Below are 24,611 nucleotides of genomic sequence, written 5' to 3'. Positions count from 1 at the left end.
CTTCATGAACCAGACCCGCAAGATGTGGGCGTCCGCGGCGGTCGTCGGCGTGATCGTCGTCGGCGGCGCGTCGGTCGCGGCGGCCGCCTCGGCGGGCAAGCTCGACGCGGTCGCCAGGGAGACCCGGGCCGTGGTCGACCAGAGGGCCGACCGGAGCGCCGAGCAGACGTCGCCGACCGGCCGTCCGGTGCCCTCGCCCGGCGACACCGAGGGCGTCGTGGTCTCCGCGGAGGTCAATCCCGATCCACGCGAGGTCATCGACTACTGGACCGACAAGCGCATGGAAGAGGCCGAGCCGATGCCCATGCCGGAGGGGACCGGAAGCTTCGAGGTGGCGGAGTAGTTCCCGCCTTCCGGGGGTGGCGCGCCCTCTGGGCGTTCCGCCCCTTTTTCATCCCTCCGGGAACAAATAACGGTGGATGGCGTTATTGATACTGGTGCGCCGTGCGGAGTGACCACCGCCCCACCACAACCTGCCTGATCGCTTCGACTCCGTACGGAGGAGGTGTCCTCATGCCCAGAACCGCCGTGGCGACCCCACCCGCGACTCTCGACCAGCTCATTGAACGAGGGCGAGCCCAGGGTCACCTTTCTCTGGCGGAGCTGCGCGACGCGTTCGCCGAGGCCGGCATCAGCCCCTCGGAAGGCCGCACGATTCTGCGCGAGCTCTCGGAGGCCGGTGTGAGCCTGGCTGCCGAGAACGAGCCGTCGCTGGCCCAGACCGCCGCCAGGAAGACCACCCAGAAGACCGCGAACAAGAGCGCCCCCAAGCCGAGGAAGGCTTCCGGGGCAAAGGCTACCGGCCGCACGGCCGCCGAGGCAAAAAGCCCGGTGGACGGCAAGCCGGAGCACGAGGAGGACGTGGCCCCCGACGACCTCGAACTCACGGCCGAGGACGCCGAGATCGAGACCGAGGCCATGGACCTGGACGACAACCAGTCCGTGATGGGCGACTCGGTGCACACGTACCTGAAGTCGATCGGCCGTCGTACCCTGCTCACCGCCGCCCAGGAGGTCGAGCTGGCCCGCCGGATCGAGGCCGGCCTGTACGCCGAGTACAAGCTGGAGACCCACCCCGACGTGCCGCCGTCCGTGCGCGACGACCTGCACCTGGTCATCGAGGACGGCCGGCAGGCCAAGGACCACATGCTGGAGGCCAACCTGCGCCTGGTGGTCTCGGTGGCCAAGAAGTACACCGACCGCGGCATGTCCCTGCTGGACGTCGTCCAGGAGGGCAACCTGGGGCTGATCAGGGCCGTGGAGAAGTTCGACTACACCAAGGGCTTCAAGTTCTCCACCTACGCCATGTGGTGGATCCGGCAGGCCATCCAGCGCGGCTTCGCCGACTCCGCCCGGACGATCCGGCTGCCCGTCCACGTGCTGGAGATGCTCTCCAAGCTGTCGCGGGTCGAGCGGGACATGCACCAGAGGCTGGGCCGCGAGCCCACGCCCGAGGAGCTGGCCGTCGAGCTGGACAAGACGCCGGACCAGATCGAGGAGCTGCTGCGCACCAGCCGCCAGCCGATCTCGCTCAACGCGACCATCGGCGAGGACGGCGAGACCACGATCGGCGACCTCATCGAGGACGTCGACTCGCCGGAGGCGTCGGAGATCGTCGACCGCCAGCTGCTGGGCGACCAGCTGCGCGGCGTGCTCGACAACCTCTCGCCGCGCGAGGCGAAGATCATGGCCCTGCGGTTCGGCCTGGTGGACGGCAAGCCGCACACCCTGGACGAGATCGGCAAGCACCTCGGCCTGACCCGCGAGCGCATCCGCCAGCTGGAGAAGGAGTCGCTGTCGAAGCTGCGCCACCCGAGCAACACCCGCCCGCTGCTCGACTGGGCCAGCTGACCCGCACCGCCCCGGCCGTCGCCGTCAGGACCTGACCGCGACGGCCCAGGAACGCGCCCCCCGGCCGTCAGGACCTGACGGTCACGGGCCTGGAACACACGAAGAGCCCCGGCGCGCACGGCGCCGGGGCTTTCGTGTGCCTTCGGTCAGACGGTGGCGGGCACCGGCCGGGGCACGCGCGGGATGCCCCACATGCGGTTCTCCTCGCGCAGCGTGCGCAGCCGGTCGACCTCGGCCGTCCACATGGCCCCGCGGGGGGTGGCCTTGGCCTTGCGGCGCGCGATGCGGTCGTCGTACGAGCGCACGCCGAACGTGGCCCGCTGCCCGGCCTCGGCGGCCCGCAGCGCCTCGGTCAGCGCGACGTCGAACGCCTGGCCCGCCGCCAGCAGCTCGATCTCGTCGGCCGCGGCCGCACGCAGGTCGCGCACGATCTGCTCGGCCTGCCTGGCCTTGTCAAGCAGCTGCGGGAAGCCCTTGGAGATCTCCTGGTCCGCGTGGTAGCGAACCTCGGCCTCCCGGCTCACCCGCGGACGGAAAAACGCCATCGACCCTGCCCTTCACGCAGTCTTTGCTGTTCAACCCACAAGGGTACGCCGTCCGACACCGCCCCCGAACACCGGGCGACGGACGGGGCCGCCCAGTAAGATGATCACCATGCCCGCAAAGAGACCTCCCGTCCCACTCTCCCGCGAGCGCATCATCGAGGCCGCACTCCACATCGCCGACAGCCAGGGGCTGCGCCGGCTCACCATGCGCCGGCTGGGCGACGCCCTGGAGGTGGAGGCCATGGCCATCTACCACCACCTGCCCCGCGGCAAGGAGGCGCTGATGGACGCGCTGGCCGAGCACGTCACGTCCGTGCACGTGGAGCAGGCGGCCACCTGGCAGGAGACGGCCAGGGCGTGGTGCCGGGCGGGCCGGGAGCTGCTGCGCGAGCATCCGGGCGTGCTCGCGCTGGCCCTGACCAAGCCGCCCAAGGGCGCCACCGCCGTCGCCATCAGGGAGCAGACCGAGCAGCTCGCCGACGGCGGCCTGAACGACGCCCCCGAGGCCGTGCGCGCGCTGCGGGCGTTCGTGTTCGGCAGCGTGGCGGTCGAAGTCCAGCAATCCGGATGGGCTGACCCGGAAGTCGATGAATGGGTCAGGCGGGACGAAAGGGCGGATGTGGACTTCGAAAGAGGACTCGACGCTTTGCTCAAGGGGTTGCAAACGTAGTGCGCGTGTCGCGCTTGGCCCGTTATCCTGCATAAGGCACGCTGTGTCGAAGGTCACACGACCGGGGGATCCTCCTGTAACAGTCCGAACGGGCTATGTCGGACCGTGTGACACACGTCGCACACTTGCCAGAACAACAAACCCGAGCCGCTCCCGTCCCTCTCCCGGGAGCACCCACGAGATATCGGAGGCACGCCGATGTGCCCGCACGACCCGGCCTGTCCGTCTGCCGAGGCGCCGGACCGCGAGGCAGCACGCACCCTCGCATGCCACCCCGAGCAGGGGTGGAGCCTTCTCTGCAACGGCGTCGTCCTGTTCGAGGACACCGGGGAGCTGCTGCCCAGCGGCACCGTCATCGCGCCGCACCGGCCCGACCCCCTGGTGGGCGCCGCCTGACGGCGGCGTAATCACCGATCCACCGGGCCACGACCTCGCCCACCCGGGCGGGGTCCCGCTTCAGGTCGTGGCCCTCGCCCGGCAGCACCACCAGCCGGGCGCAGTCCGCGGGATCCGGCACTCCGAACGGATCCCGGTCCCCGTTGACCACCAGCACGTCGACCCCGGCCCCGCGCAGCTCCTCGGCCCTGGAACGCTCCGGCCTGCCGGGCGGGTGCAGCGGGAAGGCCAGCGCCACCACCGCCGCCGCGCCCACCGCCGAGGCCGTACGGCAGGCCACCCGGGCGCCGTTGCTCCGGCCGCCCTGCACCAGCGGCAGCCCCGGCCACCCGGCGCGCAGCTCGCCCAGCACCGCTTCCCACGCCTCGTCCTGCCGGGCGGCCGAGCCCGGCGCCCGCGCCCCCGCGACCCGGAACGCCTGCGACACCCTGGCCACGGTCGCCCCCACCCCGAGCGCGGCGTCACGGACGGCCAGCAGGTCGGGCGCGTCCACTCCCCCGGCCGAGCCGTGGGTCAGCACCAGCAGCAGCCGGGGCTCGGCCGCCTCGTCGACCTGCACCAGCGCCGGCCCCCGCGGAGTCATGATCTCCATGGCAGCACCGTACCTGGGGAGGATCCGCCCTTGGCCCCCAGGTCTGATGACGGCGCGCCGGACAACCGGGATGATGGCTTGCATGCCAGAGATGCGCCCCATCCGGGATGACCTGCAGGCCACCCTCGACGCCCGCCGCGACCTCGGCCCCGACTACGAGGCCGCGCTCGTCGAGTCCTTCGTCGAACGGCTCGACGCCACCATCGCCGCCCGCGTCCAGGCGGAGCTGAGCGGCCACGGCCTTCCCCCGGCCAAGCCCAGGCAGCGGCAGAACAACGGCGCGGCGATGATCCCCGTCGCGCTGGGCTCGATGGGCCTCGGCATCCCGCTGACCGCCATCGCGTCCGGCAATTCGGGGCTGGTCGGCCTGACGATCACGTGGCTGGCGATCGTCGCCATCAACGTGGCCGCCGCCGTGGCCATCATGCGCCGCGGCTGAGCCGCCTCACGGCACTCAGGTGTCGCGGTGGAACCGCAGCCGGACCTCGGCGGCCATGGTCTGGTCCTCGTGTTCGAGGCCGTAGGTCCACACCTGGCCGGCGTCCTCGGTGCGGCCGCGCAGCGGCAGCGTGCGCGCCAGCAGCTCGATGGCCAGCGCGCCCGTCTGGGGGTCGGCCCCGCTCTCGACGGCCTCGGCGAACTCGGCGCAGGCCAGTTCCAGGTGCGCGATGCCGAGCAGCACCCGCAGCCCCGGCAGCTCCCGCGCCGGGGCGAACTCCAGCGCGTCCAGCAGCAGCCCGGCGGCCTCTCCCGGGTCGCCGTACTCCAGCAGCGTCTCGGCGAGCTGGCGGGCCGCGTGCGCGGCGGCCTCGGCGTCGCCTGAGTCAAGGCTCGCCTCAAGGGCGGAGCGCAGCTCCCTGCCGGCCTCCTGCGGGCTGCCGGCCAGCCGGGCCAGCGCGAGGTGCGCCAGTGGGACGTAGGCCGGCGTGCCGACGCCGAGCACCGCCTGCCAGGCGGCCCTTGCCTGGTCGTCGCGGCCCTCGCGCTCGAAACCCTGGGCCAGGTGGCAGGCGGCCTGGGCGGCGTACTCGGGATGGCCGGTGGCCAGCGCGGTGCGGGCCGCGGCGCGGGCGGCCTCGGTGTCGCCGCGCTCGTCGAGCACCACGGCCAGCCCCACGGCCGCCTGGGCCCGGTCGGGGCTGTCGGGGTCGGCGACCAGCTCGGTCAGGATCGCCGCCGCACCCTCCAGGTCGCCGCCCTCGGCCAGGCGGCGGGCGGTGTCGAGAGGCGGGGTCTCCAGCTCTGAGAACGTCAAGAGAGCTCCTTCAGGCGACGGATCGCACCGAGCCTAACGGCTCGTCGCGATCATGTCTGCTCACTTGACGGTGCCGGACTGGGCCAGATCCGGCGCGGGCCCCCGGCCGGGGACCCGCGTGGACGGATCAGTCCTCGTACGCCTCCAGCGGCGGGCAGGAGCACACCAGGTTGCGGTCGCCGTACGCCTGGTCGATGCGGCGCACCGGCACCCAGTACTTGCCCTCGCGCAGCGAGGCCACCGGGTAGGCCGCCTCGGTCCGCGAGTACGGGTGGGCCCACTCGTCGGCGGTGACCGACTCGGCCGTGTGCGGCGCGTTGCGCAGCGGGTTGTCGGTCTTGTCGTAGTCGCCGGAGGCCACCTTGGCGATCTCGCCGCGGATGGCGATCATGGCGTCCACGAACCGGTCGAGCTCGTCCAGGTCCTCGCTCTCGGTCGGCTCGATCATCAGCGTCCCGGCCACCGGGAACGACATGGTCGGCGCGTGGAAGCCGTAGTCGATCAGGCGCTTGGCCACGTCGTCGACGGTGACGCCGGTCTCCTTGGTGATCTGGCGCAGGTCCACGATGCACTCGTGGGCCACCAGGCCGCCGCGGCCGGTGTAGAGCACCGGGTAGTGCGGGGCCAGCCGCCGGGCCAGGTAGTTGGCCGACAGGATGGCCTGCTCGGTGGCCGCCGTGAGGCCCTCGGAGCCCATCATCCGCACGTACGCCCACGAGATCGGCAGGATGCCCGCCGAGCCGTACGGGGCGGCCGAGACCGGGCCGACCGGGCCGCCGTCGCGCAGCGGGTGGCCGGGCAGGTAGGCCGCCAGGTGGCCGCGGACCGCGACCGGGCCGACGCCGGGGCCGCCGCCGCCGTGCGGGATGCAGAACGTCTTGTGCAGGTTGAGGTGGGACACGTCGGCGCCGAACTCGCCCGGCTTGGCCAGGCCCACCAGGGCGTTGAGGTTGGCGCCGTCGACGTAGACCTGGCCGCCGGCCTCGTGCACCTTGGCGCAGACCTCGGTGATCGACTCCTCGTACACGCCGTGCGTGGACGGGTACGTCACCATGATCGCGGCGAGCTTGTCGCGGTGCTTGGCGATCTTGGCGTCCAGGTCGGCCAGGTCGATGTTCCCGTCGCTGTCGCAGGCCACGACGACGACCCGCATGCCCGCCATGACGGCGCTGGCCGCGTTCGTGCCGTGGGCCGAGGACGGGATCAGGCACACGTCCCGCTCGGCGTCGCCGTTGGCCTGGTGGTAGGCGCGGATGGCCAGCAGGCCGGCGAACTCGCCCTGGGAGCCGGCGTTCGGCTGGATGGAGACCGCGTCGTAGCCGGTCACCTCGGCCAGCCAGCCCTCCAGGGTGCCGATGAGCTCCCGGTAGCCCTCGGTCTGGGCCTCCGGCGCGTACGGGTGCACGCCGGCGAACTCCGGCCAGGTGATCGGCTCCATCTCGGTGGTCGCGTTCAGCTTCATCGTGCACGAGCCGAGCGGGATCATCGAACGGTCGAGCGCGATGTCCTTGTCCTGGAGCCTGCGCAGGTAGCGCAGCATCGCGGTCTCGGAGCGGTGGCTGTGGAAGACCGGGTGGGTCAGGTAGTCCGACTCGCGCAGCAGGTCGGCCGGCAGCGCGTCGGCCTCCAGCGCCACCTCCTCGCGCTCGACGCCGAAGGCGGCCCACACCTTGACCAGCTCGGCGGCGCCGGTCTTCTCGTCGCAGGCGATCGAGACGTGGTCGTCGCCGGCCTGCCACAGGTTGACGCCCCGCTCGGCCGCGGCGGCCACCACCTCGGCGGCCCTGCCGGGAACCCGGACGAGCACGGTGTCGAAGAACTCGCCGTGCACGACCTCCAGGCCGGCCTCGCGCAGCCCGCCGGCCAGCGCGACGGCGTGCCGGTGCACGCGGTGCGCGATCCGGCGCAGGCCCTCGGGGCCGTGGTAGACGGCGTACATGCCGGCGATCACGGCCAGCAGGACCTGGGCGGTGCAGATGTTGCTGGTGGCCTTCTCGCGGCGGATGTGCTGCTCACGGGTCTGCAGGGCCAGCCGGTAGGCGGGGTCGCCGTCGACGTCGACCGACACGCCGACCAGACGGCCGGGCATCTGCCGCTGCAGGCCCTCGCGTACGGACATGTAGGCCGCGTGCGGCCCGCCGAACCCGAAGGAGACGCCGAAGCGCTGGGAGGAGCCGACGGCGATGTCGGCGCCCAGCTCGCCGGGGGCGGCCACCAGCGTGAGGGCCAGCAGGTCGGCGGCGGCCACGACGAGCGCGCCCGCCTGGTGCGCCCTGGCGGCCACGTCGCGGAAGTCGCGCAGGCGGCCCGAGGCGCCCGGGTACTGGACGAGCACGCCGAAGCACTCGGGCAGCTCGCCGTCGAGGTCGTGCTCGACCAGCGTGATGCCGAGCGGCTCGGCGCGGGTGGCCAGCACGGCCTTGGTCTGGGGCAGCGTGTCGGCGTCGACCACGAACACGTCGCTCTTGGACTTGCCGGCCCGGCGGGCCAGCGTCATGGCCTCGGCCGCGGCGGTGGCCTCGTCCAGCAGGGAGGCGCCGGCGACGTCGAGGCCGGTCAGGTCGGAGACGACCGTCTGGAAGTTCAGCAGCGCCTCCAGGCGGCCCTGCGAGATCTCCGGCTGGTACGGCGTGTAGGCGGTGTACCAGCCCGGGTTCTCCAGCAGGTTGCGCCGGATGACGGCGGGCGTGACGGTGTCGTAGTAGCCCAGGCCGATCATGGAGGTCAGCACCCGGTTGCGGGAGGCCAGCTCGCGCAGCTCGGCGATGGCCTCGGTCTCGCTCGCGGCGGCCGGCAGCTTGAGCCGGTCCTTGACCCTGATGGCCTCGGGCACGGCCACGGCCACCAGATCGCCGACGGACTCGAAGCCCACGGCCTCGAGCATGCGCTGCTGCTCGGACTCCGATGGGCCGATGTGCCTGGACGAGAACGGCGGAGCGGACAGGTCGGTCATGGAGGTTGCCTCCCGAGGCTTGGAGACCGGCGCCAGGGCGCGGGCGAGTGCCGGATCTCCCCCTCTGTCATCGCGACGTCATCGCGACCTGAGAGCTTCACCCCACCGTGGGGCTTGCACCGTCGGTGAGGTGCGCCTGGCGGGCGCACCTGCTTTCCAGAGTTGCCTCACCCGAGCGGTACGGGATGCCTGAGAGATTCCGGGGAGGGTTGCTCCTTCGGCGCCCCAGGACCGAAGCCCAGGGACTCTCCCGCACGGGGTCATCAGCCTTACTCTGTCCTAGATTACTACGGTGTGTTCAGCGGTTCAGCTCACCCCGTGCGGCGTGCGCGACGCCGCTTGGCGAGCTCGTCAGCGGGATGGTCGGCCGGGACGGTGTCCTCGACCGCCGCCCGTTCCCCCGGCAGCTCCGCGAGGGAGCCCTCGACCTCTCGCCAGACCCGGCCGAGGGCGATGCCGAACACGCCCTGGCCGCCCTGGAGGAGATCGATCACCTCGTCGGCCGAGGTGCACTCGTAGACGCTGACACCGTCGCTCATGAGCGTGATCTGCGCGAGGTCGGCGACCCCGCGGTCACGCAGATGCTGCACCGCGGTGCGGATCTGCTGCAACGACACCCCGGTGTCGAGCAGCCGCTTGACGACCTTGAGCACCAGGATGTCGCGGAAGCTGTAGAGCCGCTGTGAGCCCGAGCCGTGCGCGGCTCTTATCGTGGGCTCGACCAGGCCCGTGCGCGCCCAGTAGTCGAGCTGCCTGTAGGTGATGCCGGCCGCCGAGCAGGCTGTGGGCCCGCGGTATCCGATGTCGTCGGGCACCGTCGCGGGCTGCTCGTCGAAGAGCAGTCCCTGCTCTCCGGCACGCTGCCGCGCGCTCTCGCGCCGCACCGGATCTTCCTGGCCGGCCGTCTTTCCCTCGCCGCTGCTGACCGCCACGCGGACCTCCGGCTTTCTCTCATCCCATGGCCTGATCTGGGGGTTCGTAAAGGGCGACCACGGGTTTCACTTGCACCGTAGGACCGTGACCATGCTCAGTCAACGATCCGGCTCGGCGCGTCGTGAAGCGTAAATGCACTGAAATACCTACCCCGCCCTGCCGAAGTCCTCGGGAGTGATCGTGTCAAGGAACTCCCTGAACTTCTCCACCTCGTCCTCCTGGTCGTCAGGGATGATCACACCGGCCTCCTGGACCACCTCTTCGCTGGCGAAGATGCGCGCGCCGGTGCGCAGCGCCAGGGCGATCGAGTCGGAAGGGCGGGCGCTGACCTCCACGCCGTTGGAGAACACCAGGTCCGCGAAGAAGATGCCGTCACGCAGGGCCACGATGTTGACCGCGCGCAGCCCGACGCCGAGCGCGCTCAGCACGTCCCTGAACAGGTCGTGGGTGAGCGGCCGGGGCGGCGGCTCCTCGGCCTGCGCCAGGGCGATCGCGGTCGCCTCGGTCATGCCGATCCAGATCGGAAGGAACCGTTCCCCGTGTGCCTCCTTGAGCAAGACGATCGGCTGATTTGTGGGCATCTCAACTCGAACGCCCACGACCTCCATCTGCAACACGGGCTGCTCCGTATTCGGCCGGCCGGTCGCCCGGCACAGCTGTTGACTGGGTCGTTTCTGCTACACGCTTATGCATTTCAACGTAACACCCGGCAGGCCTGGAATGTGCCCCGGCCTTCCAGCTCTGTGCCCTCAGCGGCCCAGGACAGACCTGACGCCGAGGCGCACCAGGGAGGCGTGCAGGTCGAGCAGGAGCGTGGACAACTCCCTGGCGGCCTCGTCGGCCTCGCCGATGGCGCCGGGCGCGCGCCGCTTGAGTATGGGCGCGACGGTCTGCTCGACCAGCCCGCACTCCCGCTCGGCGGCGGCCTTGACCGCGCGCAGGTGGCGGGCGTGCAGGCCGAAGCGGGCCAGGGCGCCGACGCTGCGCGCGATCTTCAGCGCCTCCTCGTCGTAGCGCCTGGCCACGGGGGCCAGCAGGCCGTAGTCCTCCAGCTCGGCGAGGGTCTCCTCGTCGATGCCGGCCGCCTCCAGCAACTGGGCCCGGTCGTAGCGGATCTCCTGGGCCTGCTGCACCGCGCGCGGACGGCCGAAGCTCTCGGCCATCTTGTCCTTGATCACCCGCAGCGGCAGGTAGTGGTCGCGCTGCTCGGTCAGGATGAAACGCAACTGCTCGACGTGGAGATGGGTGAACTTGCGGTAGCCCGAGGGGCTGCGCTCGGGCTCGATCAGCCCCTCACCCTCCAAGAAGCGGATCTTGGACACGGTGACGTCGGGGAACTCGCCCTGCAGCAGGGCGAGCACCTCCCCGATGCTCATGTGCGAGCGTGCCGCCTGTGAGCTCATGCGCCGGCGTTGACCCTCATCAGGAAGACGAGGCGGAACTTGCCGATCTGCACCTCGTCTCCGGAGTGCAGGGGAACCTCCTCGATGCGCTCTCGGTTGACGTAGGTGCCGTTGAGGCTGCCCACGTCGCGTACGGAGAACTGGCCGCCGCGGTGGCGGTAGAACTCGACGTGGCGACGGGAGACGGTGATGTCGTCGAGGAAGATGTCGCTCTCCGGGTGGCGCCCGGTCGTGGTGAGGTCTTTGTCCAGCCGGAACCGGCTGCCCTGGTTGGGCCCCCTGGTGACCGTGAGCAACGCCGTGCCGGGCGGGAGCTGTTCGACCAGCGCCCGTTCGGCCAGGAGCATGTCGCCTGTCTCAGCCTCGTACGCCTCGATTCCCGCGACCGAGATCGTCGACGTGGTGTCCCCGGAGACCTCGGGTCTGGTCAGCGGTGACCCACAGCGGGAACAGAAACGGGCATCCTCGGGGTTGGCGTGCCCGCACTGCGTGCAGTAGACGCTCGGCATCGATCGGCTCGGCCTCCTACCGCGAAGACGCGGCGACGGTGCTGGGGACGCGCCTGCCTTCGCTCTTCAAGTTTGCGAATGCCGCAACTTACGCTGATCAGCGGCAAAGGTCAAGGCGGGGCGCTGGACTGCGGTTCGGACGCTGACAAAGTTACCGCCGCCCCCACCCCGTGGTCCATGCCGCCGCGCGTTTCTACATTACGATCTTGCGGCACTCCGCGCGCACATCTCGGGCGAAGGCTTTTCGGCTACTCTACGTGATCAGACGGCCGCCTGCTCGACCACGCGGGCCCACCGTTCGAGCAGTGCCTGCGCGCCGTCCATGTCGGGGGCCTCGGCCCACAGGTCGGTGACCGGCTCGGCGGCGGCGGGCAGGATCAGCACCCACGACCCGTCGTCGCGGGCGACGCGCACGCCGTCGGTGGTGTCCACGCGCCAGCCGTCGGGCTCGGCCTCGGCGGCCTCGATGACCGAGCGCATCACCGCGCCCTTGGCCGCCCACTGGGTCGGGACGCTCCGCCGCAGCAGCTTGACCTCGGGGATCCTGGCGTCGATCTGGCTGAGCGACAGCCGGGTGCGGGCCACCAGCCCCAGCAGGCGCATGAACGCGGCCAGGCCGTCGATGGCCGGGCTGAACTCCGGCACGACGAACCCGCCGCGCCCGTCGGCCGCGAAGATCATGTCGGGGCCCTGGGCGGCGGAGGTCAGGGCGTCGAGCGCGGTCGAGGTCCACTGCACCTGCACGCCGTGGAAGCGGCAGACCTGCTCGGCGACCCGCGTGGTGGTGACCGGCAGGGCCACCCGGCCGCCCCGGCGCTCGGCCGCCACCAGGTCCAGCACGACCAGCAGGGCGCGTTCCTCGCTGATGAGCTGGCCGGTCTCGTCCACCAGGGCGATGCGTTCGCCGACCGGGTCGAAGCGCACGCCGAAGGCCGCCCGCGAGGAGCTGACCAGCTCCGACAGGCGTTGCAGGTCGCGGCGGCGCTCGGCCAGCGTCTCGGTGGGCGAGACGTCGTCCAGCCGGGCGTTGACGGTGAGCACCTCGACGCCGGCGCGGCTGAGCAGCGTGGGCATCACCAGGGAGGAGGTGCCGCCGGCGCAGTCGACCACGACCTTCATGTCCTTGACGCCGGTGACGCCGATGGCCCGCATCAGCTCGTGCGTGTAGCCCTCGACGGCCCTGGCCGGGTAGTGCAGCTCGGCGATCTCGCCGGGGAAGGCCCGCCGGTACTCCTGGCGGGAGAAGACCCGCTCCAGCTTGCGCTGGGCGGCCGGGGGCAGGTCGGCGCCGCGGTCGTCCATGATGACGATGTCGACGCTCTGCGGGTCGCCGGGCGTGGTGCGCAGGGCGATGCCGCCGGCGGCCGACTCGCGCGCGGTGTGGAAGCGGGCCACCGGCAGCGGCGCGGCCTCCAGGTCCAGGACGTTGATCGCGGCGGCGGTCAGGGCGCCGATGACGGCCCGCTTGAGCGCCCTGGCGGCCAGGGAGCAGTCGCGGGAGGTGACGACGTAGGCGCCCTTGCGCAGGGTGGTGGCGTACGCGCCGGCCAGCCGGACGCACAGCTCGGCGGTGATCTCGACGTTGACCAGGCCGCTGACCCCGCGCGGGCCGAACAGGCTGCGCTGGCCGCGCGACTCCCAGATGACGCTGGTGTTGACGACCGCGCCGGCCTCGATGGTCTTGAACGGGTAGACCTTGACGCCGCTGGAGACGTACGCCTCGGCCTCGATGACGCACTCGTCGCCGATGACGGCGTTCTCCTCGACCCGGGCGCCGCCCATGACGTCGGTGCTCTTGCCGATGACGCAGCCGCGCAGATGGGCGCCGGGACCGACGTAGACGTTGTCGTGGACGACCGCGCGGTGCAGGAAGGCACCCTCGCGCACGACCGCGTTGTTGCCGAGCACGGTGTACTCGCGCAGTTCGGCGCCCGCCTCCACCTTGGCGTAGTCGCCGATCAGCAGCGGGCCCTTCAGGACGGCGTCGGGATCGACCGTGGCCGAGTCGGCCACCCAGACGCCCGGGGAGAGCTCGAAGCCGCCGATGTCGAGGCGGACCCGGCCGGACAGCGCGTCGGCCTGGGCCTTGAGGTAGCTGGCGTGGGTGCCGACGTCCTCCCAGTAGCCGCCCGCGACGTAGCCGTAGATGGGGGCGCCGCGTTCCAGGAGGGCGGGGAAGACGTCGGAGGACCAGTCGACCGGTTCGCCGTCGGCCACGGCGTCGAGGATCTCGGGCTCCATGACGTAGATGCCGGTGTTGACGGTGTCGGAGAAGACCTGGCCCCAGGTGGGCTTCTCCAGGAAGCGCTGAACGCGTCCGTTCTCGTCGAGGATGATGATCCCGAACTCGAGCGGGTTAGGAACGCGTTTCAGGCCGATGGTGACAAGAGCCGAATTTTCGCGATGAAAACGGATCATGTCGGATAAGTCGATATCTGTGAGGGCGTCGCCGGAGATGACCAGGAAGCGGTCGTCGCGCAGGCGGGCGGCGGCGTTCTTGACGCTGCCCGCGGTGCCGAGCGGCAGGTCCTCGGTGGCGTACTGGAGGTTCATGCCCAGCTCGTCGCCGTCGCCGAAGTAGTTGCGCACGAGGGCGGCCAGGAACTGCAGGGTGACCACCGTCTCGGTGATGCCGTGCCGTTTGAGCAGGCGCAGGACGTGTTCCATGATCGGGCGGTTGGCCACCGGGAGCAGAGGTTTGGGCTGGTTGGCGGTCATCGGACGCAGCCGAGTCCCCTCCCCGCCCGCCATGACGACCGCCTTCACCCGATCACTCCTTCGTGGTCGCGGTTACGAGTTGGCGCACCTGCACCACATACAGGATCCCTGCCCACCAATACAGGCCGGTGCCCCAGATCGCGAAGGCCCACCCGGCAATTCGCGCTATATCGGCATACCACCCGGTGTGGGAGGCAAGGAAGAGCAGCGGGAAGGCGTACATGAGGTTGAACATGGCGGCCTTGCCCAGGAAATGCACCTGAAGTGCCTTATATCCGTGTTTGCGAAGTACGGGGAACGAACAGGCGACGAAGAGCTCCCGCGCCACGATGACGGCCACCAGCCACCACGGGATGACCTCGCGCAGCAGCAACGCCAGGATCGTGGCGAAGACGTACAGCTTGTCGGCGGCCGGGTCGATCACCCGGCCGAGCTTGCTGGTCTGGTTGAACGCGCGAGCGATCTTGCCGTCGAGCCAGTCGGTGAACCCGGCCACGATGAGGATGGCGATGGCCCACCCGTCCGCCCTGGGCCCCAGAACCAACCAGAGGAACACGGGCACGCCGAGCAGGCGCAGGAAGCTCAGCAGGTTGGGAACCGTCCAGATCCGGTCCTCGGCGGAAGTTTCGCTCACGCAGAGACCCTACTGCGTGGAACTCCGGCACAGACGCCCCACCAGCGACCATTCCCCGCGGGGCCGGTGGGGGTTGATGGCGTTTCGCGGCATGTGGGGGCGGGAAAAGGCTGGATGATCGATCCCCCCGCGCTGCCGGCCTGCCTTGGGGGGATCGGATGTGGCCCTGGGAGTCCGGCGTGCTGCGGGACGCGCCGGAGATCGCCTTGTTCCTCTGCCTGGCCCTCGGGTTCGCCCTGGGCAGGCTCAGGTTCCGCGGGGTGGCACTCGGCGGCGCGGCCGGGACGCTGGCCGCCGCCCTCGCCGTCGGGCTGCTGACCGGCGGCGTCGAGGTCCACCGGCAGGTGCGGGTGATCGCCTTCTCGATCTTCGCCTTCACCCTCGGCTACACCCTCGGGCCCGCCTTCTTCGCCGCGTTCTCCGCGCGCAACCTGCGGTACCTGTGGTTCACGGTCGTCGAGGTCGTCGGGGCGCTGGCGGTCGCGGCGCTGGTCGCGGACGCGCTCGGGCTCGACCCGGGCACCACGGCCGGGCTGGTCGCCGGGGCGGCGGCCGGGCCGGTGGCCTTGGGCACGGCGGCCGACGCCCTGCGGGCCGCCGGGATCGCGCACCAGGCGCTCGGGCCCGCGTACGTCCTGTCCTACCTCCTCGCCCTGGTCACCGTCGCGCTGCTGACCGTGCGGGCCGCGCCCGCGGCGCTCCGGTTCGACCCACGGGAGGAGGCCGCGGCGCTGTGGCGGCGGCTGGACGGCGCGGAGGAGACGCCGCCGCCGGCGGTGCTGGGCCGGGCCCACCAGGTCACCACCGGCGAGGGCAGGACGGTCGGGCAGGCGGAGATCGCCATGGGCACCCGGGTCTCGGTGGAGCGGCTGCGCAGGAACGGCCGCCCGATCCCCTTCGGCCCCGACACGTTGCTGCAGCGGGACGACGAGGTCGTGGTGGTCGGCGTGCGGCAGGACGTCGTCAACGCCGGCGCGGTGGTCGGGCCCGAGGTGCCGGGCGGGCGGGAGCTCGACCTGGACCTGGAGGTGGCCGACGTCATGCTCGGGGGCCGGCCGCCGGCGACCGTGCGCGACCTGCGCGCCGGGCTGTCCGGCCAGGAGGTGCAGGACCTGCACGTGTGCGAGGTGCGGCGGGTGGGGTGCCGGTTGCCGGTCCGGCCCGGTACGCAGCTGTGCGCCGGTGACGTGGTGCGGGTGACCGGGCTGAAGCGGGACGTGGACCGGGCGGCGTCCTGGCTCGGGGCGCGGGCGGATGCCGGGCGGCGGGCCGACGTCGTCTACCTGGCCGCCGGGCTCGTGGCGGGGCTGGTGGCGGGCCTGGCGGGGGGCCTGACGGCGTCGCTCGGCTGCCTGGCGGCCGGGCTGGTGTTCGGCCGGGCACGGGCGGGACGGGCCGGCTTCGGGCAGTACGACGCCGGCGCCGCGCGGGTGGTGGGCGAGGTGGCGCTCGGCGTCTTCGTGGCGGCGCTCGGGCTGTCGGCCGGGCCGGCGGCGGTGGAACTGGTGGCGCGGCACGCCTGGCAGGTGGCCCTGGGCGCGGTCGCCACGGCCGCCGTGCCGGTGGTGATCTCGCTGGCCATGGGGGCCAAGCTGATGATGTCGCCGCCGCCGCTGGTGCTGGGCGCGGTGACCGGGCAGCACGGCCTGACGACCGTCCTGGGCGGGGTGCGCGCGATGTCGGGGAACGGGACGCCGCTGCTGGCGTACACGGTGGTGCACGCGTTGTCGGGAGCCGTGCTGGCCCTGCTGGGCCCCGCGGCGGTGGCCCTGGCCCGCTGGGTGGGCGCCTGAGCGCCACCGGCTCTTCGGGCCGGTCAGGTGCGCAGGAAGGCGTGGGTGTGGCCCACCGGCTCGAAGCCGAGGCGGGCGTAGAACTCGCGCGGCCAGTCGGCGGCGTCGGCGACCAGGAACGTCAGCTCGGCGCCGGCCGTGGCGGCCAGCAGCGCGGTCAGCAGGGCGCGGGCGAAGCCCTGGCCGCGGTGGCGCTCCAGGGTGTAGACGTTCTCGATCTGGGCGACGCCTTCGTGCACGTAGAGGTCGGCGTGGGCGGCGATCTGCCCGCCGGGGGCGCGTACGGCGTGGAACTCGACCCGGTCCGCGCCGGACACGCGGGCGGCGGCGCGGGCGGCGAGCCCGTCGACCACGCCCGGCGACGCCTGCGGCAGCGACTCGCGCCACTCCTCGCGCAGCACGGGCAGCAGCTCCTCCAGCGTGAGCGGCTCGGTGGCGACGGCGGGCACGGCCGGACGGGCGCCGCGGAAGGCCATGACGACGTTGGTCTCGTGGCCGTAGCCGGCGGCGGCGAAGGCGGGCCGGAACTCCTGGCCCAGCCGGTCGTCGTCGACGCACACCAGGCGGTGGCCGAGCCCGGCGAGCCGCTCCTCGGCGGCCGCGAGCACCGGCCCCGGGCGGCCGCTCCAGACCACGAGCTTGTTGTCGTCGTGGGACATCGGGTAGCGCTCGTCGAGCACCGCGAACCCGCCGGGAACCGGCGCCACGACGGGCGCCTTGCGCCGGGCGAAGCCGTGCACGAAGGAAAGGGCCCGCGCCAGCTCGTCAGCCACCGCGCGCGGCCCGCAGGAAGGCCCTGATCAGGGCGGAGTTCTTGACGCCCGGCGCGGTCTCGACGCCGCTGGACACGTCGACCCCCCACGCGCCGGCGGCCTCGGCGGCCTCGGCCACGTTGGCCGGGTCGAGCCCGCCGGCCAGCATCCACCGGCCGGACGGGCGGCCGCGCACCGCCGCCCAGTTCCACGGCTCCCCCGAGCCGGGACGCGGGGCGTCGACGATGAGCAGGTCTTCGTCGAAGGCGCCGCACCGCAGGTCGGCGGCGGCGTCGACGGCCCGCACGAGCGGCCGGCCGAGGTCTTTCAGCGCGGTGAAGTCGGCGTGGGGGTGGTGGCCGTGCAGCTGCACGGCGCGCACGCCCGAGGCCAGCGCGGCGGCCCGGACCTCCTCGTGGGTCTCGCCCCGGAAGACGCCCACGGTGAGCACGTGGGCCGGGATCGGCGCGGCCAGCTCGGCCGCCCGCTCGGGCGTGACCCTGCGCGGGCTCCGGGTGAGCACGAACCCGATGGCGTCGGCGCCCGCCTCGACGGCGGCCTCGACGTGCTCGGGCTCGCTCAACCCGCAGATCTTCACATACACACCTCAGACCTTAGCGGCGCCGCGAGGCCGACGGCGACCACGACCAGACCAGCAGCGCGCCGATGAGGCCGAACAGCAGCACCCCGTTGGGCAGGTGGGCGCCCAGCCAGAGCCAGGTGACGTGCTGGAGCCCGCCCACGACGAACAGCGCGACGCTGGCCCACACCGGCCAGCCGGCGCCGCGTCCTGGCCGCCAGACCAGGATCGCCAGCACGATCTGCACGAGCGCCACCAGGTGGACGACCATGCCCGCCATGACGTGCGTCTCGGCCACCGGGCCGCCGCCCGCCGACACGGCCTGCCCGGCGAACGAGGCGGCCACCAGCAGCGCGGCCGCCTGGGCGATGATGGCGACGCGCAGACTGTAGAGCAGCCCGGCCGACACCTGCCGGGTCGTGCCGGGACGCGGCATGACCTGTGTCTCCCCCATGATGTGGATCCTTTCTGCGAACGAGGACCCACATCGTGTCGAGGACGGCCACATGCGGTCGTCAGCCTGCGGGATGACCTCCCGGTCCCCCACGTGGCGGACGGACCGGGCGGAAGGCGGCGTCCACGAGACCGGAGCGGTGGGCGACCACGGCGGCCTGGATGCGGTTGCGCAGGCCGAGCTTGTCCATGGCGGCGGCGATGTGCGTCTTGACGGTGGTGACGCCGACGTGCAGCTCCTCGGCGATCTCGGCGTTGGACAGGCCGGTGCCGACCAGGGCGAGCACCTCCAGCTCCCGCTCGGTCAGCCCGGACGGCGGCGGCACGGCGGCCTGCTCCTCGGCGGCCAGGAACCGTTCCACGACCCGGCGCAGCACCGAGGGGGCCAGCAGCTGCTCCCCCGCGGCGGCCCTGCGCACGGCGTCGACCATGCGTTCCGGCTCGTCGTCCTTGACCAGGAAGCCGACGGCGCCGGCGCGCAGGGCGGCGTGCACGTCGGCGTCCTCGGCGAAGGTGGTGAGCACGACCACGCGGGCCGCCGGGCGGGCCGCCAGCACCCGCCGGGTCGCCTCCAGGCCGTCGACGCGGGGCATGCGCAGGTCCATCAGGATGACGTCGGGCACGTGGCGTTCGGCCAGGCGGACGGCCTCGGCGCCGTCCTCGGCCTCGCCGACGACCTCCATGTCCCCCGCGGCCTGCAGCAACATGCGCACGCCCACGCGGACCAGCGCCTGGTCGTCGGCCACCAGGACGCGGATCACGCGGCGCTCCTGGCGGGCAGGCTGGCCAGCAGCAGCCAGCCGCCGTCGCCGTCGGGGCCGGCGCTGAGGGTGCCCCCGAGGGCGCGCACCCGTTCGCGCATGCCGGCCAGGCCACGGCCGGAGGAGGGCAGCCGCTCGATGACGGTGGGCGGGCGGCCGTTGCGGATCTCGATGGACAACCCTTCCTGCGCGGGGGCCACGGTGACGCGGACCCGGGTGCCGGGTCCGGCGTGTTTGAGCACGTTGGTGAGACCTTCCTGGACGATGCGCGCGGCGGAGGCGCGGGCGATGAGCGGGGCTCGGTCGCTGGCCGGATCGAGGTCGAGGTCGACGACGAGGCCGGCGGCGGCCATGCGTTCGGCGGACTCGCGGACCACGTCGGCCGGGTTGGCCAGCAGGTCGGGGCCGCGGTCGGGGTCGCGCAGCAGGTCGAGCAGGTCGCGCAGGTCCTGCAGCACCTGGTGGCCGGTCTCGCGGATGTCGGACAACGCGTCGGCGACCGGCCCGTCGGGCGCGGTGTAGCGGGCGGCGCTGGCGCGCAGCACCATGGCGCCGACGTGGTGGGCCACGATGTCGTGCACGTCGCGGGCGATGCGCTCGCGCTCGGCGAGCTGGTCGGCGCGCACCTGGGCGACCGCGAGCCGGGCCGACTCCTCGGCGCGCAGGCGTTCGGCGGCGGCGGCGGCCTGCCGCATGCCGAGGTAGCGGCCGATCGCGATGGGCGTGGCCACCAGCGTCATCAGCACGCCGACGCGGAGCGGGGTGATCTCGGTGCCGTCGCCGACGACGGCGATGGCGGTCAGCAGGCAGCCGGTGAGGTACGCGGCCCCCGTCCAGGCCCAGGAGGCGACGCGCATGGAGAACACGCCGATCGCGATGAGCGTGAGGATCAGGCAGGTGTTGACGGCGTCGTTGAGATAGGTGTCGGCGGCGATCAGCAGCACGCCCTGCAGCAGCAGGACCAGGCCGGGCAGGCGCCGGGCGACGCCGAGCGACAGCCCGCCGACCACGGCCAGCAGGCCGATCACCCACACGGGCAGGGCGCCGCTGTGCCAGGAGGTCCAGGTGCTGAGCACGGTGATGGCCACGCCGCCGGCGGCCAGCAGCGCGTCGGGCGTGACGTCGCGCTCCTCCAGCCGCTCGGCCGAGCTGCGCAGGTAGGCCCCGAGCACGGTGGGGAAGACGGGCAGCAGCACCGAGTACATCCAGGTGTTGCCGGTCATCGCGATGCCGGGGTCGGCGATGTTGACCGCCGTGGCCAGGACGGTGGCGCCCACACCGGCCATGGCGGGCCGCCACGGGACGCGGAAGCCGACCACGCCGAGCGCGACGCAGATGAGGATCTGCGCGGTGTTGGAGGTGTAGGAGCCGAGCTGGTCGCTGAGCACGAGGAAGACGGCCAGGTAGAGGGTGACGGCCAGCGGCCACCGCCGTACGAGCCCCATGGGCAGGCCCACCAGGAGGGCCATGGGGATGTTCATCGCCGCCGGCAGGTACGCGGTGTCGCCCGCGTGGGCCGTCGTCAACAGATCCAGCCCCACGCCTGATGCCGCGAGCAGGACATCGAGCGGCACACCACGCCAACGCATGGCCTCACGCTATCCACCCTCGGCCGATACCTGATCCTCCGCGCGGAGGACCCCGTCTCCTCCTACTGGCCGCAGGTTCGTCCAGAGGAGGGAGCGCAGCGGGTGATCTTCCCGATACGTTCGGGGCCATGTCCAACGACACCGCGATGTTCCTCGGCCAGTTCCTGCGCGCCCCCGCCGTGATCGGCGCCGTCGCCCCGAGTTCGCGCCGGCTGGCCGCGGCCGTCTGCGCGCCGGTCCCGGAGCGCGGCGAGCCGACCGTGGTGGAGCTCGGGCCGGGCACGGGCCCGTTCACGGCGGAGATCCAGCAGCGGCTGGCCGGGCGCGGCCACCACCTGGCCGTCGAGGTGAACGAGCGGCTCGCGGTGCTGCTCGCGGCGCGCTTCCCCGCCGTGGACGTGGCCCACGCGGACGCGGCGCGCCTGGGCGAGCTGCTGGCCGGACGCGGGCTGAGCCACGCCGACGTCGTGGTGAGCGGCCTGCCGTGGGCGGCCTTCCCCACGGGGCTGCAGCACGAGCTGCTGGACGCGGTGACGTCGGTGATGAGCCCCGGCGCGGCCTTCACCACCTTCTCCTACATCCACGCCATCCCGCTCAGCTCGGCCCGGCGGTTCCGGGCGCTGCTGGCCGAGCGGTTCGAGGAGGTCGTGCCCGGACGCACGGTGTGGCGCAACACGCCGCCGGCCTTCGTCTTCCACGCCCGCAGACCTCGACCCTGAACAGAACGAACTTCTACGATGGCGTGATGGATTTCACCCTTCCCGAGAGCGCCCAGGCCGTCCAGCGCGGCGTCGCCGAGATCTGCGCCCGCTACGACCTCGACTACTGGCAGCGGTGCGAGAGCGACAAGCGCTGGCCGGAGGAGGTCTGGGCCGACCTGGCCAAGGGCGGCTGGCTGGGCCTGGCCGTGCCGGAGGAGTACGGCGGGGGCGGGCAGGGGCTGCTGGAGCTGGCGGTGGCCACCGAGACGCTGGCGAGCTCGGGCGCGGCGGGCGGCTCGGCCTTCACGTACGTGCTCACCCCCGGCTTCGGCGCGCTCACCCTGGCCCGGCACGGCACCGCCGAGCAGCGGGCGGAGCTGCTGCCCCGGCTGGCCACGGGCGAGGTCGAGACGTGCTTCGCCCTGACCGAGCCGGACGCCGGCTCCAACTCGCTGGCGATCACCACCTCGGCCCGCCGCGACGGCGGCGACTACGTGCTCAACGGCCAGAAGATCTGGATCACCGGCGTGCAGCGCGCCACCTGGATGCTGCTGGTGACCAGGACGGTCCCGGCGGCCGAGGCCAGGCCGCGCACCCATGGGCTGACCGTGTTCCTGGTGAACGTGCCCGAGGCGGTCGCCGCCGGGCAGCTGTCCTTCCGGCCGATCCCCAAGATGGGCGCCAACACCACGCCGTCCAACATGGTGTTCGTCGACGACCTGCGGGTGCCCGCCACGAGCGTGGTCGGCGAGGTGGACGGCGGCGCGGCCGTGCTGTGGGACATCCTCAACCCCGAGCGGGTGCTGCTGGCCGCCTCCGCGCTGGGCGGCGCCGAGGTGGCGCTGCGGGTGGCGGTCGGCTACGCCAAGGAGCGCGAGGTGTTCGGCCGTCCGATCGGCGCCAACCAGGCCATCGCGTTCCCGCTGGCGCAGGTCAAGGCCAAGATCGAGCTGGCGCGACTGATGCTCTACAAGGCTGCCTGGTCCTTCGACCGGCGGCTGCCGTGCGGCACCGAGGCCAACGTCGCCAAGCTGACCGCCTCCCAGGCCGCGTGGGAGGCGGCCGACGCCGCGTTCCAGACGCACGGCGGCATGGCGTACTCGCTGGAGTACCCGGTGGCCAGGCTGCTGGCCGACGCCCGTATCGGAAGGGTGGCACCCGTGACGGAGGAGCTTCTGCTCAACTACCTCGCGACACAGGTGCTCGGGTTGCCCCGGAGTTTCTGACGGCTCTCAGGCCCTGCCCGTCGCCTTGCGGATCACGTCACGGGCCCTGTCCATGATCGCGGCGGGCGGGCCCGCCAGCAGGTTCTTCGGCGCGGTCTCGACGCCGGCGTGCGGATGCGTGGGCGCGAGCGCCTCGGCGGCCTTGACGCCGATCGCCATCGCGTGCAGCTCCTTCTCACCGGCGGCCTGCCTCAGCCGGGGGAACTCCTCGCGTTCCTCGGCCTCGGCGTGCTCGACGACGGCCTTGCGCAGCGTGGCCAGGTTGGCCGCGAACTGCGGGTCGTCGACGCCCGCCCGCTCCATCTGGGTGAGCATGTCCTTGGCCGCGTTCTCCTCGGCCAGTCGCTCGTCCACCAGGTCGTCGCCGTCGTCGACGTGGCGGCGCGCGTACGGGTGGACGATCTCCTCCTCTGCTGTCTCGTGGACGGCCAGCAGGCGCACCAGCCTCTGGAAAGCCGCTGCTTTGTCCTCGGGGGCAGCGTTCTCGACCTCCGTGAACTGGCTCTTGATCTGCTCGTGCTGGCGCACCAACAGGTCGACCACATCGTTGTCCGTCATGAAAATGCGCCTACCCCGGGCCCGGACAAGCACACGCGCCCGGCTCAGCCGAAGGCGGGCGGCCGCTTCTCGCGCACCGCGCGCACGCCCTCGACCACGTCGGGGCCGGTGAAGCCGAGGAACTCCATCGCCAGCGAGGCGTCGAAGGACGGGCCGGCCAGGCGCAGCCAGTTGTTGAGCGAGTATTTGGTCAGCCGGATCGCCTCCTGGGAGCCCTGGGCGAGCCGGACCGCGATCTCCATCGCCTTGTCGTGCACCTGGTCGTCGTCGACGCACAGGCTGACCAGGCCCATGCGCTCGGCCTGCTCGCCGGTGACGGGCTCGCACAGCAGCAGGTGGTACTTGGCCTTGGCCATGCCGCACAGCAGCGGCCAGATGATCGCGGCGTGGTCGCCGGCGGCGACGCCGAGCCGGGTGTGGCCGTCGATGATGCGCGCGGTGCGGCCGGCGACCGAGACGTCGGCCAGCAGCGCCACCGCGAGCCCGGCGCCCACGGCCGGGCCCTGGACGGCCGAGACGATGGGCTTGGAGCAGTTGAGCACGTTGTAGACGATGTCGCGGGCCTCGGCGAACACGCGCATCCTGGTGGCGTGGTCGCGGGTCATCTCCTCGATCATCGACAGGTCGCCGCCGGCCGAGAACGCCGTGCCCTCGCCCCTGACCACGATCGCCCGGACGGAGTCGTCGCGGTCGGCCTCGCGCCAGATCTCGCTCAGCTCGCGGTGGCCGGTCATGTCGACGGCGTTGAGCCTGCCGGGCTCGCTGATCGTGACGCGCAGCACGCCCTCGGCCGCGGTGTCGAGCTTGAGCTTGGTGTAGGTCACAGGTGCTCCCGCAGGCGGTCGGCGATGTACTGCCTGGCCTCGGCCGCCTGGTCGAACAGGCCGGGCAGGCCGAAGAAGCCGTGGATCGCGCCGTCGAACCTGCGCGCCTCCACCGGCACGCCGGCCTCGGCCAGGCGGCGGGCGTAGTGTTCGCCCTCGTCCCTGAGCACGTCGCACTCGGCGGTGAGGACGGTGGCCGGCGGCAGGCCGGTCAGGTCGTCGATGCGCAGCGGGCTCAGCAGCGGGTCGGCGGGGTCGGCGCCGGGCGCGTAGCGCTCGGCGAACCAGGCCATCTCGGCGGCGTCGAGCCCGAAGCCCTTGGCGTAGGCGCGGTAGCTCGGGGTGTCCATGGCCGTGTCGAGCACCGGGTAGACCAGCGCCTGGTGGGCCAGCCGGATGCCGGACCCGGCGGCCCGCCAGGCGGCGACGGCGGCCAGGTTGCCGCCCGCGCTGTCGCCGACGACGGCCACGCTGCCGTTGCTCTGGTAGAAGGCGGGCCTGGCGAAGACGTCGCGCACGACGGTCCAGGCGTCGTCGGCGGCGGCCGGGAAGGGGTGTTCAGGGGCCAGCCGGTAGTCGGCCGAGACGACCACGGCCCCGGTGCGCAGGGCCAGGTCGCGGCCGAGCGCGTCGTTGCGCCTGACGCTGCCGAAGACCCAGCCGCCGCCGTGGAAGTAGACCACGACGGGCAGCAGGCCGTCGCCGGGGTCGGCGCGGTAGATGCGGATCGGCACGTCGCCGGCGAGCTCGTCGCGGACGAACGGGAGTTTGGTCAGCGGCCCCCGCTGGGCCGCGAAGCCGTCGTGCGCGCGCATCTCCTGGATCGTGGCCAGGTCGAGCGTGGCCAGGTCGGTGTTGAGGTCCGACGGGTAGAGGGCGACGTAGTCCCGCGCCTGGGGGTGCAGCGGCATGAGC

The 24,611-nt window shown here is 72.4% G+C and carries 26 protein-coding genes and 1 riboswitch; of the genes, 8 read left to right on the top strand and 18 right to left on the bottom strand.

The genetic code is table 11. The annotated features are described in order from the left end of the window. Positions 1-4: 4 nt before the first annotated feature. Positions 5-343: a hypothetical protein gene (locus ACIBQ6_RS11060; RefSeq protein ID WP_397211273.1), complete on the top strand. Its 339-nt coding sequence runs from the start codon at positions 5-7 to the stop codon at positions 341-343. A gap of 170 nt (positions 344-513) precedes the next feature. Continuing rightward, positions 514-1,851, top strand: a complete 1,338-nt coding sequence (locus ACIBQ6_RS11055; protein ID WP_397211271.1) for an RNA polymerase sigma factor — start codon at positions 514-516, stop codon at positions 1,849-1,851. 146 nt (positions 1,852-1,997) lie between these two features. Here ACIBQ6_RS11055 and ACIBQ6_RS11050 read toward each other — a convergent pair whose 3' ends face one another. Next, the gene (locus tag ACIBQ6_RS11050) at positions 1,998-2,396 is read right to left on the bottom strand and encodes a hypothetical protein (protein WP_358286540.1); all 399 of its coding nucleotides are present in this window, start codon (positions 2,394-2,396) and stop codon (positions 1,998-2,000) included. 109 nt (positions 2,397-2,505) lie between these two features. Between ACIBQ6_RS11050 and ACIBQ6_RS11045 the strand changes: the two genes are divergently transcribed. Together ACIBQ6_RS11045 and ACIBQ6_RS11040 are read left to right on the top strand one after the other, a co-directional pair. Continuing rightward, positions 2,506-3,066, top strand: a complete 561-nt coding sequence (locus ACIBQ6_RS11045) for a TetR/AcrR family transcriptional regulator C-terminal domain-containing protein (RefSeq protein WP_358286538.1) — start codon at positions 2,506-2,508, stop codon at positions 3,064-3,066. 198 nt (positions 3,067-3,264) lie between these two features. Then, entirely contained in the window at positions 3,265-3,462 is a 198-nt protein-coding gene (locus ACIBQ6_RS11040; RefSeq protein WP_125637444.1) for a DUF5999 family protein, read from the top strand. Here ACIBQ6_RS11040 and ACIBQ6_RS11035 read toward each other — a convergent pair. Beyond that, entirely contained in the window at positions 3,419-4,054 is a 636-nt protein-coding gene (locus tag ACIBQ6_RS11035; protein WP_358286536.1) for an alpha/beta family hydrolase, read from the bottom strand. The genes ACIBQ6_RS11040 and ACIBQ6_RS11035 overlap by 44 nt on opposite strands. Before the next feature lie 82 nt (positions 4,055-4,136). Here ACIBQ6_RS11035 and ACIBQ6_RS11030 point away from each other — a divergent pair, with 82 nt between their 5' ends. Further along, positions 4,137-4,493, top strand: a complete 357-nt coding sequence (locus ACIBQ6_RS11030) for a hypothetical protein (RefSeq protein WP_358286534.1) — start codon at positions 4,137-4,139, stop codon at positions 4,491-4,493. Positions 4,494-4,508: 15 nt separating this feature from the next. On the opposite strand, the gene ACIBQ6_RS11025 is transcribed toward ACIBQ6_RS11030, so the two are convergent. The 8 genes from ACIBQ6_RS11025 to ACIBQ6_RS10990 form a co-directional block, all read right to left on the bottom strand. Continuing rightward, positions 4,509-5,309 carry a hypothetical protein gene (locus ACIBQ6_RS11025; RefSeq protein WP_358286532.1) on the bottom strand — a complete coding sequence of 267 codons (801 nt, stop codon included), beginning with the start codon at positions 5,307-5,309 and terminating at the stop codon, positions 4,509-4,511. Positions 5,310-5,436: 127 nt separating this feature from the next. Beyond that, complete coding sequence (gcvP, locus tag ACIBQ6_RS11020) at positions 5,437-8,262, bottom strand: aminomethyl-transferring glycine dehydrogenase (RefSeq protein WP_397211268.1); 2,826 nt, start codon at positions 8,260-8,262, stop codon at positions 5,437-5,439. A gap of 166 nt (positions 8,263-8,428) precedes the next feature. Next, a riboswitch (glycine riboswitch) is annotated at positions 8,429-8,525 on the bottom strand. Between the two features lie 48 nt (positions 8,526-8,573). Next, positions 8,574-9,194, bottom strand: a complete 621-nt coding sequence (locus ACIBQ6_RS11015) for a MerR family transcriptional regulator (RefSeq protein WP_352325612.1) — start codon at positions 9,192-9,194, stop codon at positions 8,574-8,576. Between the two features lie 147 nt (positions 9,195-9,341). Next, positions 9,342-9,812 carry a bifunctional nuclease family protein gene (locus tag ACIBQ6_RS11010; protein ID WP_090771501.1) on the bottom strand — a complete coding sequence of 157 codons (471 nt, stop codon included), beginning with the start codon at positions 9,810-9,812 and terminating at the stop codon, positions 9,342-9,344. Between the two features lie 132 nt (positions 9,813-9,944). Next, entirely contained in the window at positions 9,945-10,571 is a 627-nt protein-coding gene (locus ACIBQ6_RS11005; RefSeq protein WP_397211266.1) for a MerR family transcriptional regulator, read from the bottom strand. A 23-nt stretch (positions 10,572-10,594) separates the two neighbouring features. Beyond that, on the bottom strand, positions 10,595-11,107 hold the full coding sequence (locus tag ACIBQ6_RS11000) for an FHA domain-containing protein (RefSeq protein WP_352325615.1): 513 nt from the start codon (positions 11,105-11,107) through the stop codon (positions 10,595-10,597). A gap of 261 nt (positions 11,108-11,368) precedes the next feature. Continuing rightward, on the bottom strand, positions 11,369-13,873 hold the full coding sequence (locus tag ACIBQ6_RS10995) for a sugar phosphate nucleotidyltransferase (protein WP_397211264.1): 2,505 nt from the start codon (positions 13,871-13,873) through the stop codon (positions 11,369-11,371). 4 nt (positions 13,874-13,877) lie between these two features. After that, positions 13,878-14,459, bottom strand: a complete 582-nt coding sequence (locus ACIBQ6_RS10990) for a CDP-alcohol phosphatidyltransferase family protein (RefSeq protein WP_352350843.1) — start codon at positions 14,457-14,459, stop codon at positions 13,878-13,880. 158 nt (positions 14,460-14,617) lie between these two features. Between ACIBQ6_RS10990 and ACIBQ6_RS10985 the strand changes: the two genes are divergently transcribed. Further along, positions 14,618-16,252 (top strand): hypothetical protein, encoded by a 1,635-nt coding sequence (locus tag ACIBQ6_RS10985; protein WP_397211262.1) that lies wholly within the window; start codon positions 14,618-14,620, stop codon positions 16,250-16,252. 23 nt (positions 16,253-16,275) lie between these two features. Here the strand turns inward: ACIBQ6_RS10985 and ACIBQ6_RS10980 are convergent, their stop codons facing one another. The 5 genes from ACIBQ6_RS10980 to ACIBQ6_RS10960 form a co-directional block, all read right to left on the bottom strand. Beyond that, the gene (locus tag ACIBQ6_RS10980; RefSeq protein WP_397211260.1) at positions 16,276-17,025 is read right to left on the bottom strand and encodes a GNAT family N-acetyltransferase; all 750 of its coding nucleotides are present in this window, start codon (positions 17,023-17,025) and stop codon (positions 16,276-16,278) included. After that, complete coding sequence (locus ACIBQ6_RS10975; protein WP_397211258.1) at positions 17,018-17,608, bottom strand: phosphoribosylanthranilate isomerase; 591 nt, start codon at positions 17,606-17,608, stop codon at positions 17,018-17,020. Before ACIBQ6_RS10975 ends, ACIBQ6_RS10980 begins: the two co-directional genes overlap by 8 nt. Positions 17,609-17,618: 10 nt before the next feature. After that, entirely contained in the window at positions 17,619-18,038 is a 420-nt protein-coding gene (locus ACIBQ6_RS10970; protein ID WP_397211256.1) for a hypothetical protein, read from the bottom strand. A 61-nt stretch (positions 18,039-18,099) separates the two neighbouring features. Beyond that, on the bottom strand, positions 18,100-18,798 hold the full coding sequence (locus ACIBQ6_RS10965) for a response regulator (protein WP_397211254.1): 699 nt from the start codon (positions 18,796-18,798) through the stop codon (positions 18,100-18,102). Next, positions 18,795-20,387, bottom strand: a complete 1,593-nt coding sequence (locus ACIBQ6_RS10960; protein WP_358286514.1) for a histidine kinase — start codon at positions 20,385-20,387, stop codon at positions 18,795-18,797. The genes ACIBQ6_RS10965 and ACIBQ6_RS10960 overlap by 4 nt, the downstream gene beginning before the upstream one ends. Positions 20,388-20,515: 128 nt before the next feature. Here ACIBQ6_RS10960 and ACIBQ6_RS10955 point away from each other — a divergent pair, with 128 nt between their 5' ends. Both ACIBQ6_RS10955 and ACIBQ6_RS10950 read left to right on the top strand, forming a co-directional pair. After that, positions 20,516-21,106 (top strand): SAM-dependent methyltransferase, encoded by a 591-nt coding sequence (locus tag ACIBQ6_RS10955; RefSeq protein ID WP_358286512.1) that lies wholly within the window; start codon positions 20,516-20,518, stop codon positions 21,104-21,106. A gap of 26 nt (positions 21,107-21,132) precedes the next feature. Then, positions 21,133-22,314, top strand: coding sequence for an acyl-CoA dehydrogenase family protein (locus tag ACIBQ6_RS10950; protein WP_358286510.1), 1,182 nt, complete (start codon positions 21,133-21,135; stop codon positions 22,312-22,314). 6 nt (positions 22,315-22,320) lie between these two features. Here the strand turns inward: ACIBQ6_RS10950 and ACIBQ6_RS10945 are convergent, their stop codons facing one another. From ACIBQ6_RS10945 to ACIBQ6_RS10935, 3 genes are read right to left on the bottom strand one after another with little or no spacing between them, the layout of a single operon-like run. Continuing rightward, positions 22,321-22,872, bottom strand: a complete 552-nt coding sequence (locus ACIBQ6_RS10945; RefSeq protein ID WP_358286508.1) for a hemerythrin domain-containing protein — start codon at positions 22,870-22,872, stop codon at positions 22,321-22,323. Between the two features lie 44 nt (positions 22,873-22,916). After that, entirely contained in the window at positions 22,917-23,696 is a 780-nt protein-coding gene (locus tag ACIBQ6_RS10940; protein ID WP_397211252.1) for an enoyl-CoA hydratase/isomerase family protein, read from the bottom strand. Then, complete coding sequence (locus ACIBQ6_RS10935) at positions 23,693-24,607, bottom strand: alpha/beta hydrolase (protein WP_358286504.1); 915 nt, start codon at positions 24,605-24,607, stop codon at positions 23,693-23,695. Before ACIBQ6_RS10935 ends, ACIBQ6_RS10940 begins: the two co-directional genes overlap by 4 nt. Between the last annotated feature and the right edge of the window lie 4 nt (positions 24,608-24,611).

The sequence above is a fragment of the Nonomuraea sp. NPDC049655 genome, from assembly GCF_044465465.1.
In the GTDB taxonomy this organism is placed as follows: domain Bacteria; phylum Actinomycetota; class Actinomycetes; order Streptosporangiales; family Streptosporangiaceae; genus Nonomuraea.
This window is presented reverse-complemented; position numbering and strand designations above follow the sequence as displayed.

Excerpts from the sequence above, each read along its gene's own strand:
- ACIBQ6_RS11050 (WP_358286540.1), bottom strand. The coding sequence starts at position 2,396 with ATGGCGTTTTTCCGTCCGCGGGTGAGCCGGGAGGCCGAGGTTCGCTAC.
- ACIBQ6_RS11055 (WP_397211271.1), top strand. The coding sequence starts at position 514 with ATGCCCAGAACCGCCGTGGCGACCCCACCCGCGACTCTCGACCAGCTC.
- gcvP (WP_397211268.1), bottom strand. The coding sequence starts at position 8,262 with ATGACCGACCTGTCCGCTCCGCCGTTCTCGTCCAGGCACATCGGCCCA.
- ACIBQ6_RS10985 (WP_397211262.1), top strand. The coding sequence starts at position 14,618 with ATGTGGCCCTGGGAGTCCGGCGTGCTGCGGGACGCGCCGGAGATCGCC.
- ACIBQ6_RS10935 (WP_358286504.1), bottom strand. The coding sequence starts at position 24,607 with ATGCCGCTGCACCCCCAGGCGCGGGACTACGTCGCCCTCTACCCGTCG.
- ACIBQ6_RS11005 (WP_397211266.1), bottom strand. The coding sequence starts at position 10,571 with ATGAGCATCGGGGAGGTGCTCGCCCTGCTGCAGGGCGAGTTCCCCGAC.
- ACIBQ6_RS10955 (WP_358286512.1), top strand. The coding sequence starts at position 20,516 with ATGTCCAACGACACCGCGATGTTCCTCGGCCAGTTCCTGCGCGCCCCC.
- ACIBQ6_RS10960 (WP_358286514.1), bottom strand. The coding sequence starts at position 20,387 with ATGCGTTGGCGTGGTGTGCCGCTCGATGTCCTGCTCGCGGCATCAGGC.
- ACIBQ6_RS11000 (WP_352325615.1), bottom strand. The coding sequence starts at position 11,107 with ATGCCGAGCGTCTACTGCACGCAGTGCGGGCACGCCAACCCCGAGGAT.
- ACIBQ6_RS10970 (WP_397211256.1), bottom strand. The coding sequence starts at position 18,038 with ATGGGGGAGACACAGGTCATGCCGCGTCCCGGCACGACCCGGCAGGTG.
- ACIBQ6_RS11040 (WP_125637444.1), top strand. The coding sequence starts at position 3,265 with ATGTGCCCGCACGACCCGGCCTGTCCGTCTGCCGAGGCGCCGGACCGC.
- ACIBQ6_RS11030 (WP_358286534.1), top strand. The coding sequence starts at position 4,137 with ATGCCAGAGATGCGCCCCATCCGGGATGACCTGCAGGCCACCCTCGAC.
- ACIBQ6_RS10945 (WP_358286508.1), bottom strand. The coding sequence starts at position 22,872 with ATGACGGACAACGATGTGGTCGACCTGTTGGTGCGCCAGCACGAGCAG.
- ACIBQ6_RS10950 (WP_358286510.1), top strand. The coding sequence starts at position 21,133 with ATGGATTTCACCCTTCCCGAGAGCGCCCAGGCCGTCCAGCGCGGCGTC.
- ACIBQ6_RS11035 (WP_358286536.1), bottom strand. The coding sequence starts at position 4,054 with ATGGAGATCATGACTCCGCGGGGGCCGGCGCTGGTGCAGGTCGACGAG.
- ACIBQ6_RS11045 (WP_358286538.1), top strand. The coding sequence starts at position 2,506 with ATGCCCGCAAAGAGACCTCCCGTCCCACTCTCCCGCGAGCGCATCATC.
- ACIBQ6_RS11060 (WP_397211273.1), top strand. The coding sequence starts at position 5 with ATGAACCAGACCCGCAAGATGTGGGCGTCCGCGGCGGTCGTCGGCGTG.